Below are 14239 nucleotides of genomic sequence, written 5' to 3'. Positions count from 1 at the left end.
TTTAAAATGGAAATTTCGAAGGCAAATGAAAAAATGGATATGGTTTTGACTCAAATGAGTCAAAGAACAGATAAGGCGCAAAAAGCTAGTTCGGATATTCACGCTGAAAAACAAAGCCAAGGAGGCGATGATAATCAGCAAAATTTGAATGATAAATTAGCAGATGTTACGAAAAAATTAAATGAACAAATGGATTCTTTGGATACCAATGTTCGTTTTGGTTATAGTGATAAAACTGGTTCTATGTATATCAGCGTAACTGAAAAAAGCACAGGAAGAGAAATTCGTAAAATTCCTAGTGAAGAGGCTATGAGATTAGCAGAATATTTTAAAGATGTAATCGGTATGATTTTTGATAAGGAGAGTTGAAAATGGCGTTAGGTAGTTTATCAAGTTTGGGTTTTGGATCTGGAGTTTTAACTCAAGATACTTTGGATAAGTTAAAACAGGCAGAGGAAAAAGCTAGAGTAGATCCTTATACAAAAAAAATCGAAGAAAATACAACTAAACAAAAAGATTTAACTGAAATAAAAACAAAATTGCTTACATTCCAAACCGCAGTTTCTTCTTTGGCGGATGCAACAGCTTTTGCAAAGAGAAAAGTAAGTGCGAGTGTGACTACAAATCCTCCAGCGAGTTTAACTGCTGATAGTGGGGTATCTTTACAAAGTATGAAGATCAATGTAACTCAACTCGCACAAAAAGATGTTTATCAAAGTAAAGGTTTGGCAAACGATGGAGGTTATGTTGATTCTAACTTAGAGGGTGATGCTTCTTTTACTCTTATGCAAAATGGAAAGCAATATACTATTACTTATAATAAAAACACAACCTATAGGGACTTAGCCGATAAGATCAATGAAGCTACGGGTGGTGAGATCGTTGCAAAGATTGTAAATACGGGAGAAAAAGATGCTCCTTATCGTTTAACCTTAACCAGTAAAGAAACCGGAGAAGATAGTGCTATTAGTTTCTTTGATGGATATAAAGATGATAAAGGAAGATATGTAGTTGATCAAAATGCCTCTAAACTTTTTTCAAATCTTGGATGGGAGTTAGATAAACCTTTATCAGATACTGCGGGTAGAGATGGTGAAAACTATGTTCTTACTCTTGATCCAGAAACTTTCAAAGGATATGGCATTAAGGATGATAAAGATAATCCTTTACATATACAAAAAGCACAAAATGCTGAATTTACCCTTGATGGAATCAAAATGATACGTCAAAGCAATACCGTAACCGATCTAGGCGTTGGTTTAACTTTGACTTTAAATAAAACAGGAGAAATTGATTTTGATGTTCAGCAAGATAATGAAGCTGTAACTAAAGCTATGCAAGAATTAGTTGATGCTTATAATGATTTAGTAACCAATCTTAATGCTGCAACAGATTATAATGCTGAAACAGGAACTAAAGGAACTTTACAAGGTGTAACTGAAGTTAACTCTATACGCTCAAGTATCATTTCAGCTTTATTTGATTCTCAATCAGTTAGTGGAACTGTTGAAGATGAAAATGGTAATAAAGTTAGCACTACGGTTATGCTTTCTATGCAAGATTTTGGTTTAACTTTAAATGATGCTGGAACTTTAAGTTTTGATTCTTCTAAATTTGAAAGCAAGGTAAAAGAAAATCCTGATTTTGCGGAAAGCTTTTTTTCAGGTATCACGCAATATCAAGATATTTCTCATACTGGAGATTTGATTAAACAAGGTAGTTTAGATAAATATTTAACTAAAGAAGATGCTGAAACAAGAGATGGAGAAGAAAATCAAGGGATTAAATTCGAATCTGGAAAATTTAGCATAGTTTATAATGGTCAAACCTATGATCTATCAAAAACAACAGATGGGACAAATTTTGTACTTACAGGTAAAACTGAAGAAGAAATGCTTAAAAATTTGGCCAGTCATATCAATAGTCTTAATATTGATGGATTAAAAGTTAAAGTTGAAGAATATGATAAAAATAATGAAAAAGGTTTTAAACTTAATTTTAGCGGCGATGGTGGATCTGATTTTGCTATCAAAGGAGATAAAGATTTTCTTAAGATATTTGGTTTAAGTGAGACAACGATTGCTGCAAAGCCTATCGAAGGTAAGGGTATTTTTTCTCAACTTAAGGCAACTCTTCAAGGAATGACAGGAACAAATGGTTCATTAACTAAATATGATGAAAGTTTGACTAATGATACTAAATCTCTAAATGAGTCAAAAAAATCAGCTCAAGATATGATTGATGCAAGATATGATACTATGGCAAATCAGTGGTTGCAATATGAAAGTATTTTAAATAAACTTAATCAGCAATTAACCACAGTTACAAATATGATTAATGCTGCAAATAATTCAAATAATTAAGGAAAAGATCGATGCAAAATAGTTTAGCTTATAATGCTTATTCCCAAAATCAAGTAGGGATAGAATCTTCTCAAAAATTGATTGAAATGCTCTATGAGGGCATTTTACGTTTTTGTGCTAGAGCTAAAGTAGCTATTAAAAATGAAGATATAGAGCAAAGAGTTTATTTTATTAAAAGAACTACAGCTATCTTTATAGAATTAATCAACACCTTAGATTATGAAAAAGGCGGAGAAGTGGCACATTATTTAAGTGGGCTTTATACGAGAGAAATTCAACTTCTATCTTTGGCAAATTTAGAAAATAATGAAGCAAGAATCGATGAGGTTATCAATGTAACCAAAGGCTTATTGGAAGCTTGGAGAGATGTGCATAGCAATGAAGAAATGGCTTGATGATTTTAAACTCGCTTTAATACAAGAAAATATAGAAAATTTAGAAAGCCTTTTAGATGATTTAGATTTAAAAGGCTTTGCAATCAACGCAGCAAAAAAATCCAAAAATGATGACGAGCTTAGAGAAAATATAAATGATACTTTAATTCAAATTCAAGCTTTATTGCAAGAAGCTACAAATTTAATCATAGCAAAAAAAGACAATAAAGCTCATGATATTCAAAAATTTCAAAAAGCTTTAAAATATTTTAATTCTTAATTTTAAGGATTAAAATAAAATTTATTTTCATTAAATTATAAGCAAGACAGTGCTAGAATAAGCTTTTATAAAAAATTCTGAGGAAATTATGAAAGATTTATTTTTATTCAGTTCTTTATTTGATTCAAGTCATACTTTTTCTTATTTTTTTCATTTAGGCTTAGTGGCTTTTATCGCAGTAATCATTGCTTATAGAGCTACTAGTTCTATGCAATTTATCCCTCGTGGTTTGCAAAATTTAGGAGAAGCTTTTTTAGAAGGCGTTCTTTCTATGGGGCGTGATACTTTAGGAGATGAAAAAAGTGCTAGAAAATACCTTCCTTTAGTGGCTACTTTGGGTATTATTATATTTTTTAGTAATGTTATAGGTATTATCCCTGGTTTTCATTCACCAACAGCAAGTTTAAATTTAACTTTATCTTTGGCTATTATTGTTTTTGTTTATTATCATTTTGAAGGAATAAGAACTCAAGGCGTGGTGAAATATTTTTCTCATTTCATGGGGCCTATTAAATTTTTAGCTCCTTTGATGTTTCCAATTGAAATTGTTTCTCATTTTTCTCGAGTGATTTCTTTATCTTTTCGTCTTTTTGGTAATATCAAAGGCGATGATTTATTTTTAATGGTTATCTTAGCTCTTGTTCCTTATGTGGCACCACTTCCTGCTTACGTACTTTTAACTTTTATGGCATTTTTACAAGCCTTTATTTTTATGATTTTAACCTATGTGTATTTAGCAGGTGCTGTTAAGATAGAGGAAGATCATTGATTTATATTTTAGAATTTTTCAAAGGTGCATCCTTGGCTTTAATGCTTTTTGGTGCATTTTTGATGTTTCTTAAATTTAATTCTTATGTATATTTATGTCTAGGGCTTACTCCGGGTTTGCTTTTAACTCTAATTTTTATTTTACTGATAGAAAATTACCAACTTAAAAATAAGTTAAATAATACTTCTCATTAATATTTAATCTTACTTTTTATTTTTTAAAGTCATTTTGAAAGAAAATAATGTTAAAATAATACCAAAGATAATTTAAGTATCAAGGAAATTTAATGTTTGAAGTAGTTATAGGACTTGAAGTTCATACCCAACTTAATACTAAAACAAAGATTTTTTGCTCTTGTGCAACTTCTTTTGGGGAAACTCCTAATACTAATGTTTGTCCTACTTGCTTAGCTTTGCCAGGTGCTTTACCTGTTTTAAATGAAGAAGCAGTTAAAAAAGCGATTTTTTTTGGAAAAGCTGTAAATGCCACTATCAATAAAAAAAGTGTTTTTAATCGTAAAAATTATTTTTATCCTGATTTACCTAAGGCTTATCAAATTTCTCAATTTGATATTCCTATAGTGGAAAATGGGGAACTTTTTATTAATGTAAATGGAGAAAATAAACGTATAGGTATTACTAGGGCACATTTGGAAGAAGATGCAGGAAAAAACATCCATGAAAGCAATTTTTCAAAAGTGGATTTAAATCGTGCAGGAACTCCTTTGCTTGAGATTGTAAGCGAACCTGAATTAAGAAGCAGTGATGAAGCGGTCGCTTATCTTAAAAAACTTCATTCTATCATACGTTTTTTAGATATTTCAGATGCAAATATGCAAGAAGGAAGTTTTAGATGTGATGCAAACGTGAGTATTCGTCCTAAAGGAGATACTAAACTTTATACAAGGGTTGAAATTAAAAATCTTAACTCTTTTCGTTTTATACAAAAAGCGATCGATTATGAAGTGAAGCGTCAAAGTGAGGCTTGGGAAGATGGAACCTATGAAAAAGAAGTCGTTCAAGAAACAAGACTTTTTGATACAAGTAGTTTAACCACTCGCTCAATGAGAGGAAAAGAAGAAGCTGCAGAATACCGTTATTTTCCAGATCCTGATCTTTTGCCAGTCTTGCTTAAAGATGAATTTTTAGAACTTAAAATTCCAGAATTGCCTGATGAAAAGAAAAAACGTTATATGCAAGAATTAGGCATTAAAGAGAGTGATGCAGAAGTTCTTATTAGTTCGCTTGAGATGAGTCGTTTTTTTGAAAATTTAATTACTCAAAAATTAAATCCTAAACTTTGTGTTAATTGGCTAAATACAGAACTAATGGGACTCTTAAAGGGAGAATTAACTATAGAAAATTCTCCAGTAGATGCACAAAAACTTGGAAATCTAATAAAACGCATAGAAGAAGGCGTTATTAGTGCTAAAGCAGGTAAAGAGGTTTTAGCCTATGTGTTTGAAAATACTCAAATAAACATTGATGAAGCCATTGATAAATTAGGCTTAAAACAAGTAAGTGATGATTCTGCAATTGAAGCAGTTATTGAAAAAATTTTAAAAGAAAATGATGATAAAGTTGCAGAATATAAAAGCGGTAAAGATAAGCTTTTTGGGTTTTTTGTAGGTCAAGTGATGAAAGAGGGTAAAGGAGCCTTTAATCCTTCAAAAGTGAATGAAATCTTAAAATCAAAGCTAGGTTAATGAGTAAAATTGCAGTTATTGGAGCGGGAAAATGGGGCAGTGCTTTATACCATGCTTTCAATGTTAAAAATACTTGCCTAATCACTTCTCGTTCGCAGCGAAATTTAACTCATTTTGTTGATTTAGATACTGCTTTAAAATGTGATTATCTCGTTTTTGCTTTAAGTTCTCAAGGAATTCATAAGTGGCTTAAAGAACATTTTAAAAATCAAGGCCAAAAAATTTTAATCGCTTCCAAAGGGATAGAAACTTCAACTTGTAAATTTTTAGATGAAATTTTTTTAGAATTTGTCAGTCAAGATCAAGTATGCGTTTTAAGTGGCCCTTCATTTGCAGCAGAGGTTGAGGAGAAATTGCCTTGTGCTTTAGTCATTAGTGGTTTTAATCTTAAAATTTGTGAAGAATTTGCAGCTTTTTTCCCTGATTTTATAAAAACTTATGTAGGCAATGATGTAAGGGGTGCAGAAATTTGTGGAGCTTATAAGAATGTTTTAGCTATTGCTAGTGGAGTGAGCGATGGTTTAAACTTGGGTAATAATGCAAGAGCATCACTTATTTCAAGGGGACTTATAGAAATGCATCGTTTTGGAAATTTTTTTGGAGCGAAAGAAGAAACTTTTTTAGGGCTTAGTGGCGCAGGAGATTTGTTTTTAACTGCTTCAAGTCAGCTTTCTAGAAATTATCGTGTAGGTTTAGCACTTGCTAAAAATCAAAAATTAGATGATATTTTAAAAGATCTAGGCGAAGTCGCTGAAGGAGTTAAAACAGCTTATGCTATAGAAAAAATAGCTTTAAAAAATCAGATTTATACGCCTATAGTACGTGAAGTTGTACAAATTTTACAAGGAAAAGATGTAAAAAAAGCAGTGCAGGAACTATTAAAAGCTAAAAAATAGGAGTTAAAATGCTTATTAAAAATGCTAAAATTTATGGTCAAGAATTACAAGATGTTTTAATTCAAAATGGAAAAATCGCAAAAATAGATACTAACTTAGAAGGCGATGAAATTTTAGACGCTAAAGGAATGACTTTATTACCTTCTTTTGTAGATTTAGGCGTTAGTTTAAAAGACGATAAATTTTCCTTAGATCATTTATCATCTTTAGAACAAGAGTGTATAGAAAATGGTTTTAGCGCTGTTGTCTTGCGTGATTGTATGGATTTTGATGAAGAGATTTTTTCACTTTTTTTACAAAATCTAAATTTTAAAAAAATAAAAATTTTTCCAAATATACGTGCTTTAGATTCTCAAGGAAAAATTAAAAATTTAGCCACACTTTTAAATAAAGGAGCTAATGCTTTAGAGCTTAAAAGTTCTAGCGATACGAATATTTTACGCGTAGTTATGCAATATGCTTTAATGAAAGATAGTTTCGTTTTTACTCGTTGCAATGATAGTGATTTTGATGATAGAGGGGTGATGAATGATTGCGAAACTAGCTTTAATTTAGGTCTTATAGGAATGAGTTTAGTTGCTGAAACAAGCGAAGTAGCAAAGATGAAGGAAATTGCTCAATTTTATGGAGTTAAGATTGTTTTTGATTTATTGAGTTTTAAAAGATCTATTGAAATTTTAGATAAAGATGATCTTAAGCTAGTGAGTATTCATCATTTGATCAAAGATGATAGTGCTTGTGAAAATTTTAATACAGCAGCTAAACTAAACCCTCCTTTAAGAAGTACTCAAGATAAAGAATCTTTAAGAACTTTTTTAAAAGAGGGAAAAATTCAATTTTTAACTTCCATGCATAGCCCTAAATCTTCTTCTTTGAAAGATTTGGCTTTCGATGAAGCGGCTTTTGGAATTGATGGAATATCTGATTTTATAAGTCTTTGTTATACTTTTTTCATCAAAAATAGTTTTTTAACTTGGAAAGAACTTTGTAATTTTACCAGTAAAAATCCTAGTGAATTGTTAGGTTTAAATGCCGGAGTTATTGAAGTAGGAAAAGATGCCAATTTGATACTTGTTGATGAAAATGAAGAAATTTCTACTCCAAAGAGTCCTCTTTATAATAATGATAAATTATTTGCAAAAGTTAAAATGCATATAATTAAAGGTGTAAAACTTTAATCAATATTAGTTTAAATAATAAATTTTTATTTTAGCAATTTATTAAATTGCTAAAATAAATTTAAATCCTAAGAATATAATCGCAGCCATAATTCCTGCAGCTGGTAAAGTGATAATCCATGCTAAGCCTATCGGTTTCATTAAAGCCCAATTTGCATTTTTATTATACACACCAATGCCTAAGATCGCACCAATTAAAATATGAGTAGAGCTTACCGGAATTCCAAATTGAGTCGCTAAAAGTATAACGATACTAGCACCAAGTTCTGCACTAAAGCCTGTAGTTGGCTTAATGGTGGCTAATTTTGATCCTACTGTAGCGATCACTTCTTTTCCTAAAAACCAAAGACCAGCAACTAAAGCAACTCCAAACATAGCCATTGCTGCAAAAGGTATAGGTGAATTAGCATTAATGGTAGCATTTTTAAGAACATCTAAAATTGCCGCAAAAGGCCCAATAGCATTAGCTATATCATTGGCTCCATGAGAGAAAGCAAAACTTGAAGCGGTAAAAATTTGAAACCATGAAAAAAGTCTGTCGGTTGTTTTGTTTAACTCATTTTTCTTGACAATTTTTACAATAGCAAATGTTATAACATAGCTAATTATTCCTAAAATTCCCATAATCCAAAAATTTTGTAAAATATCTAAAGTACTTACATTATTCAAGCCTTTAAATAAAAACATCGCTGCAATGATTGCTGCACTGATACATGCAACTATAGGCATGTGAGTTTTTAAGACAGAATATATATCTATATTTTTTTCTCTTTCTTTAAATTCTTTAATTTTATTTTTGTAAAAATTATTTTCTTGCTCTTCATCATCTAGAGCAATTGCTGAGAGCTCTTTGATTTGTTCTTCAGTTGATTTATTTTTAAGATTTAGAAAATAATTTTCTTTAAATTTTCTTTTTTCTTTTTTTATATTTTTTAAATCTTCACTTAGTTTTTCAGAAGGTTTGAGTATTTTTTTATCAATGTAAGAATAAATCAAATAAGCAACCAATCCTCCAAGCAAAGGAGAGGCAATCCAAGATATAACAATTCTTACAATTTCACTCCATTTAACCATAGAAAGAGTTTGAGAACCATCGAATTTTAAAAGCCCCATCATGATACTTGCGCCGACAATTCCACCTACTATACTATGCGTGGTTGATACTGGCAAACCTTTTTTAGTGGCTATAAAGATCCAAAGTCCAGAGCTAAGAAGAGCGGATAGCATAATGGAAACAAAAAGCATAGGATTAAATTCTTTAGGAAAAACTACAATCCCGCTACGTATGGTTTGAGTAACCTCTGCACCTGCAAAAATAGCTCCGCTTAATTCAAAAACTGCAGCAATAAGAAGAGCTTGTTTTATAGTAACTGTTTTAGCCCCAACGCTTGTCCCAAAAGAGTTAGCAACATCATTACCACCAATATTGAAAGCCATAAATATACCAAAAATCGAGGCGAGTATAAAAAGTATTAATTGGTGTTGAGATATATAACCAAATCCCCAAATAATAAAAGCCGCAACGCTTATGATAAATATAACAAAAGCTATAATATTATCTTTTTGCATAAAAACCCTTTTTTAAATTTTTAAGTTTGCTTTTAATTATACCTTATAATTTTAAAATTGCAAATATTTTATCTTGAGTTGATATAGTATTTATTTTATTTTTTTATAATATTTTTAAACTTAAATATGTAGTTAGGAAAAGCTGATTCAATGAAAAATGCTTTTTGTATATTTCTCTTATTTTCTTTACTTAATGCAAGTGAAACAAATTGTTCATGGCATCAATTTGATTTTCAAGCTGTTAAAAAGGCTCCTAAAATTCAAGAGGAAAATTTAGATTTTCAAAAAGCTTTAAATAGTTTATTATCAAATACTTTAGAAAATGAAAATGGTATTGATACAACCGATGGTGTTTTAGATTTTCAAAATGAAAATATCCGCGTTAAAAATTTAAGTTCAATTTACGAAGGAGAAAATGATTCCTTATTATTTCAAAAAGAACTTTTTATCGCTCAAGATGGGTATAATTATTCTAGCGGCTTAATCAATCGTTATAAAAAAGATAATTTTTTATTTGGTTTTAATGGGTTTGTAGATAAACAAGAAGAGCAAAAAAATGCTAAAAGTTTTGGAGCCGAATTTGGTTATGGTGACTTTGTTAAAGCTTATAGTAATTATTATGTTTTAGATGAAATTAATAAAAGTTTTCAATTAGGAATTAGTTTTATTGATCCTGCTTATAATAAATTTACATTTGATGTGATCAAAGATGAAGAAAAAACTAATTACCAGTTAATTTATTCTCCTTATAGTATTTTAAATTTGAATATATCTCGTCGCATTTTTAATGCTAATACAAATGAAAATGATATCGCAGTTCAAATCGGATTTAATTTTAGTTTTGATAAAAGTTTCTCAAGACAACTTCATAAACAAGATAATATTTTCCAAGAAATCAATCGTTATGATTTCTTGGAGAGAATTTATTAATTCATCCCTGCATTATGGAATTTTTCTGGATTATCCATAGCATAACGGAATTTTTCCCAATCAATTTGTTTATCCCAAATGGAAACAATTAAGGCTGCAACGCTATTTCCACAAAGATTTCCCACAGCTCTCATTTCTGACATAAATTTATCAACGCCTAAAAGTATTCCTATAGCTGCAACAGGTAGAACTTCTGCTAAAGTAGCATTTGCTTCAGATATTTCCATATTTCCTAAAGCGGCTAGGGTACTACCTAAAACTATAAACCCTGATCCTGTTACTCCAACAGCACCTTTTGAAGCTATCATAAGAACGATTAAAATACTGATTTCATGTGCTAGACTTAGATTAACATTGAAGGCCTGTGCTAAAAAAATCAAACTCATAGCTAGATAAATATTAGTGCAATCAAGATTAAAACTATAGCCTGTTGGTAAAACAAGTCCAACGGTAGCTTTAGAAAGACCCGCTTTTTCTAATTTTCTCATCAAAGGAGCGAGTGCAGATTCGCTTGAACTTGTTGCAAAGACGATTAAAACTTCACGAGCTATAAATCTCATAAATTTAAATATATTAACCTTAGCAAAATAACAAATTATTCCTAAAATACCAAATATAAATACTAAACAAGAAATTAGCATAACTAAAAGTAAATAAGCAAGGTTAATCAAAGAGCCAATGCCATATTGTGCAATTAAAACAGCCATAGCTGAAAAAGCGGCAATAGGGCTAAAATACATTATAATTTGTAGAATTTTAAAAACAAAATTTTGAAGAACTTCTAAAACTCTTTGAATGGCTTGTTTATCTTCTGTTCTCATTAAAGAAATAATTAAAGCCGTAACAATAGCAATCACTAAAACTTGTATGGTTTTTCCTTCAGTAAAAGGAGTAATAATATCGGTTGGCATAGCATCTTTTAAAATATGCATAATCTCTGAACCAGCGCTAATTTCTGTTGTTTGTGAAATATATTTTTGCACACTTTGAGTATCTAATTGATCCGGATTTAGATTCATCCCGTGGCCTGGTTGCATTACATTAGCCATAAAAATACCTATAGCTAAAGCCAAGGTGCTTACAACTTCAAAATATATCACAGCCTTAGCTCCTATACTTCCAACCTTTTTTAAGCTTTCAAGGCTAATAATTCCTAAAACTAAAGTTACAAATATAATAGGTCCAATTAAAACTTTTAAAGATTTTATAAAATATTCCACACCTGGCTTACTTGCAATTGCCCATTCTTTATCAATATATCCAAGTGTAACACCGGCAATAATTCCTATAATTACCCAAAAACCTAAACTTTTTAGGATTCTTTTGTATAAGGGAGGTTTTATCTCTGCAAAAGTTTGACTTAAAGTTTCCAAAAAAACTCCTTAATTTTATTTCAATTGGTAACATCTTAACAAACAAAGAATAAAATAGAAATTAAATATTTTAATTCTTGGCTTTTATAAAAAATCATTTGGGTTATAATGTTACGTAATTTCTCATTTTATAATAAATTAAATATATTTATGTTAGCATAGATTAAATAATGCTTTGGTGGTTATTTTAAAATCCCAATGCTGTTTTTAAGTTTTTTAAAAGTGATAGAAAGAGTTTAGGGTCATGGAAGAAATAATAGTAGATAATAATGCTTTAATTACTTCAAAAACAGATCTTAGAGGGAATATTATTTATGCAAATAATGATTTTGCTAAATATGCAGGATATACAATTGATGAGTTATTAAATCGACCCCATAGTATCGTAAGACATGAAGATATGCCAAGAACAGTATTTAAATGTCTATGGGACTATATACAAAGAGGCGATGAAATTTTTGCTTTTGTTAAAAATAAAGCTAAAGATGGAAGGTATTATTGGGTTTTTACTAATGTAACTCCTTCTTATGGCATACATGGTAATATTATTAATTATTATTCAGTTCGCAGAGCTCCAAATCGTAAAATTTTACCTATGATAGAAGAAATTTATAAAATTTTAAGAGAAAAAGAACAAAAAGGTGGAATTCAAGCAGGTGTAAAAGCTTTAATGGAAATTGTTAATTCTTATAAAATAAGTTATAATGAACTTATTTTTAATTTACAGCATGAAATTTAAAGACAAATTAATATTAATAATTGTAGAATATATCAGATCTTTGTAATTTATCTTACAAAGGTTAGTTCTATCTTTTTTTTGATTTAAAATCATAAAAAATAAATATTTATTGTAAGAAAGGGAGACCTAATTCAATGAAAAATGGATTATTTTTGGCTATTTTTCTGGGTATTTTAAGTATCTTTGGAACGATTTTTGTTCATGCTTATGTTGGAGCAGTGATTATATTACTTGCTATTGCGCTTATGATTTATCTTTTTATATATTACAAAGATGAACAAATAATGATAGATAAGCTATATGATCTTTGCAAGGAGTTAAGAGAAGGAAATTTCGAAAATAGGGTTGTTTATATAAAAACCAAAAGTCAAAAATTCGCAGAAATTTCGGATAATCTTAATAATACTTTAGACAATCTTGAAGCTTATTTAAGAGAGATCAGCACTTCTATAGCTTGTTCGCAAAAAGGAGAATTTTATCGTAAAGCTTTACCTGAAGGTCTTAAGGGTATTTTTGCTCATAATATTGAATTTATCAATAAAGCTTTAGCTAATGTGGAAAATACTTCAAAATCTGTCTTTAAAAATGCTTTATCAAGAGCTTTGATGGATCTTAGCCTTGGAAATCAAAATAAAGATATGTCACAAATTTCAGTCTCTTTAAATAAAGATATTGATGTTATGAAAGATGTGCATGATGTGGTTAATTCTATCACTCATACAGCAACAGAAAATGGTAGCGAGGTTGATTCTTTACAAAATGCTATGGCTTCTTTAATGGAAGTGGTTAATTCAAGTAAAGAAACCGTTCAAACTTTTGTTGCTAATTCTCAAAATATTACTTCTGTAGTTGAGGTAATTAGAGATATTGCTGATCAAACAAATTTACTTGCACTCAATGCAGCAATAGAAGCCGCACGTGCAGGAGAGCATGGGCGAGGATTTGCGGTGGTTGCTGATGAAGTTAGAAAATTAGCCGAAAGAACTCAAAGATCTACAAGTGAAATTTCTATAGCAATTCAAACTATGCAACAAGATTTTATCAATATTCAAAATGGCAGTGAGCAAGTTTTTAATATCGTAAGCCAATCAGAAGAAAGAATCCAAAAATTCTCTCAAGCTTTTAGAGGCTTAGAGGAAAATAGTTCTACTTTGGGTAAAGATTTTTCAGAACTTGCTAATAGATTAGCATTATCAGTTATAAAACTTGATCATATTTTATATAAATCAAATATATATTTAAATCTCAATGGAGCACAAGAATTTGACTTATCTAGCGTGGATCCAATTTCTAATTTGTGTCTTGATGATAGAATCAAAAATATTATTAATCATTTTGTATCGGATGAAGAATTAGATTCTACAAAGCAACTAATCAAATCAAATGCGAAAAAAGCTATAGAGGAATCAAAAGCAAGTTATATTGATCAAAGAGTATATGATACTATTGTCAATGATATAAAAGTTTTAGAACACAAAAGTACTGAGATTTTAGATAAATTAAAAATTTAAGGAAGTTTAAATGTCAAAAGAAATTTTTTTACAAAAAGATAGTTTGATAACTTCAAAAACAGATTTAAAAGGTTTAATAGTTTATGCAAATGATGATTTTTTAAAATATGCGGATTATACCATGAAAGAAGTATTATATCAACCGCATAATATAGTAAGACATCAAGATATGCCAAAAACTGTTTTCAAATTTTTATGGGATTACATGAAAGAAGGCAAAGAAATCTTCGCTTATGTAAAGAATAAAACTAAAAATAATGATTATTATTGGGTTTTTGCTAATGTAACACCTTCTTTAGATACTAGAAATAATATTATCGGATATTATTCTGTTAGGCGTATGCCAAATCGTAAAGCGTTAGAAACTATAGAAAATCTTTATAACGATTTATTAAGAGCTGAAAAACAGAGCATTCATAAAGGTGTGGAAATGTTAAAAGATTTCTGTAAAAGCATGGGTAAAAGCTACAATGAATTAATATTCTCTCTTCAAGAAGACAAATAAAAATTTATAGACTTAAAACAATCTTTGTTTTAAGTCTTGATGTTATA

General features: G+C 29.7%; 15 protein-coding genes. 13 read left to right on the top strand and 2 right to left on the bottom strand.

Going from position 1 to position 14239, the window contains the following annotated elements:
• Positions 1 to 6 precede the first annotated feature (6 nt).
• The 9 genes from H2279_RS01260 to H2279_RS01220 all read left to right on the top strand — a co-directional run bounded on the left by H2279_RS01260 (position 7) and on the right by H2279_RS01220 (position 7565).
• The gene (locus tag H2279_RS01260; RefSeq protein ID WP_137623538.1) at positions 7 to 369 is read left to right on the top strand and encodes a FlaG family protein; all 363 of its coding nucleotides are present in this window, start codon (positions 7 to 9) and stop codon (positions 367 to 369) included.
• Positions 370 to 371: 2 nt separating this feature from the next.
• Positions 372 to 2363: a flagellar filament capping protein FliD gene (gene fliD, locus H2279_RS01255; protein ID WP_337195330.1), complete on the top strand. Its 1992-nt coding sequence runs from the start codon at positions 372 to 374 to the stop codon at positions 2361 to 2363.
• 11 nt (positions 2364 to 2374) lie between these two features.
• A complete protein-coding gene (gene fliS, locus H2279_RS01250; protein WP_137623536.1) occupies positions 2375 to 2758 on the top strand; it encodes a flagellar export chaperone FliS in 384 nt (127 codons plus the stop codon).
• Positions 2742 to 3017, top strand: coding sequence for a hypothetical protein (locus H2279_RS01245; protein WP_137623535.1), 276 nt, complete (start codon positions 2742 to 2744; stop codon positions 3015 to 3017). Before fliS ends, H2279_RS01245 begins: the two co-directional genes overlap by 17 nt.
• Positions 3018 to 3105: 88 nt before the next feature.
• Complete coding sequence (locus tag H2279_RS01240; RefSeq protein ID WP_137623534.1) at positions 3106 to 3786, top strand: F0F1 ATP synthase subunit A; 681 nt, start codon at positions 3106 to 3108, stop codon at positions 3784 to 3786.
• Positions 3783 to 3980: a hypothetical protein gene (locus H2279_RS01235; RefSeq protein WP_337195329.1), complete on the top strand. Its 198-nt coding sequence runs from the start codon at positions 3783 to 3785 to the stop codon at positions 3978 to 3980. Before H2279_RS01240 ends, H2279_RS01235 begins: the two co-directional genes overlap by 4 nt.
• 92 nt (positions 3981 to 4072) lie before the next feature.
• Positions 4073 to 5491, top strand: coding sequence for an Asp-tRNA(Asn)/Glu-tRNA(Gln) amidotransferase subunit GatB (gene gatB / locus H2279_RS01230; RefSeq protein WP_137623532.1), 1419 nt, complete (start codon positions 4073 to 4075; stop codon positions 5489 to 5491).
• The gene (locus H2279_RS01225; RefSeq protein ID WP_337195328.1) at positions 5491 to 6387 is read left to right on the top strand and encodes an NAD(P)H-dependent glycerol-3-phosphate dehydrogenase; all 897 of its coding nucleotides are present in this window, start codon (positions 5491 to 5493) and stop codon (positions 6385 to 6387) included. Before gatB ends, H2279_RS01225 begins: the two co-directional genes overlap by 1 nt.
• An 8-nt stretch (positions 6388 to 6395) precedes the next feature.
• A complete protein-coding gene (locus H2279_RS01220) occupies positions 6396 to 7565 on the top strand; it encodes a metal-dependent hydrolase (protein ID WP_337195327.1) in 1170 nt (389 codons plus the stop codon).
• Positions 7566 to 7607: 42 nt separating this feature from the next.
• Here the strand turns inward: H2279_RS01220 and H2279_RS01215 are convergent, their stop codons facing one another.
• Positions 7608 to 9134: an inorganic phosphate transporter gene (locus tag H2279_RS01215; RefSeq protein WP_337195326.1), complete on the bottom strand. Its 1527-nt coding sequence runs from the start codon at positions 9132 to 9134 to the stop codon at positions 7608 to 7610.
• A gap of 150 nt (positions 9135 to 9284) precedes the next feature.
• Here H2279_RS01215 and H2279_RS01210 point away from each other — a divergent pair, with 150 nt between their 5' ends.
• Positions 9285 to 10064, top strand: coding sequence for an inverse autotransporter beta domain-containing protein (locus H2279_RS01210; protein ID WP_337195325.1), 780 nt, complete (start codon positions 9285 to 9287; stop codon positions 10062 to 10064).
• On the opposite strand, the gene H2279_RS01205 is transcribed toward H2279_RS01210, so the two are convergent.
• Positions 10061 to 11437: a cation:dicarboxylate symporter family transporter gene (locus tag H2279_RS01205; protein WP_337195324.1), complete on the bottom strand. Its 1377-nt coding sequence runs from the start codon at positions 11435 to 11437 to the stop codon at positions 10061 to 10063. The genes H2279_RS01210 and H2279_RS01205 overlap by 4 nt on opposite strands.
• A gap of 244 nt (positions 11438 to 11681) precedes the next feature.
• Here H2279_RS01205 and cetC point away from each other — a divergent pair, with 244 nt between their 5' ends.
• The 3 genes from cetC to cetB all read left to right on the top strand — a co-directional run bounded on the left by cetC (position 11682) and on the right by cetB (position 14192).
• Complete coding sequence (gene cetC / locus H2279_RS01200; RefSeq protein ID WP_137623526.1) at positions 11682 to 12176, top strand: energy taxis response protein CetC; 495 nt, start codon at positions 11682 to 11684, stop codon at positions 12174 to 12176.
• 134 nt (positions 12177 to 12310) lie between these two features.
• Positions 12311 to 13687 (top strand): bipartate energy taxis response protein CetA, encoded by a 1377-nt coding sequence (cetA, locus tag H2279_RS01195; RefSeq protein WP_337195323.1) that lies wholly within the window; start codon positions 12311 to 12313, stop codon positions 13685 to 13687.
• Between the two features lie 10 nt (positions 13688 to 13697).
• Positions 13698 to 14192 carry a bipartate energy taxis response protein CetB gene (gene cetB, locus H2279_RS01190; protein WP_137623524.1) on the top strand — a complete coding sequence of 165 codons (495 nt, stop codon included), beginning with the start codon at positions 13698 to 13700 and terminating at the stop codon, positions 14190 to 14192.
• Positions 14193 to 14239: the final 47 nt, after the last annotated feature.

Source organism: Campylobacter sp. B0100352/1, from assembly GCF_020135855.1.
GTDB lineage: Bacteria > Campylobacterota > Campylobacteria > Campylobacterales > Campylobacteraceae > Campylobacter_D > Campylobacter_D taeniopygiae.
The sequence above is the reverse complement of the archived record's forward strand: the minus strand, read 5'-3'. Positions and strand labels throughout refer to the sequence as shown.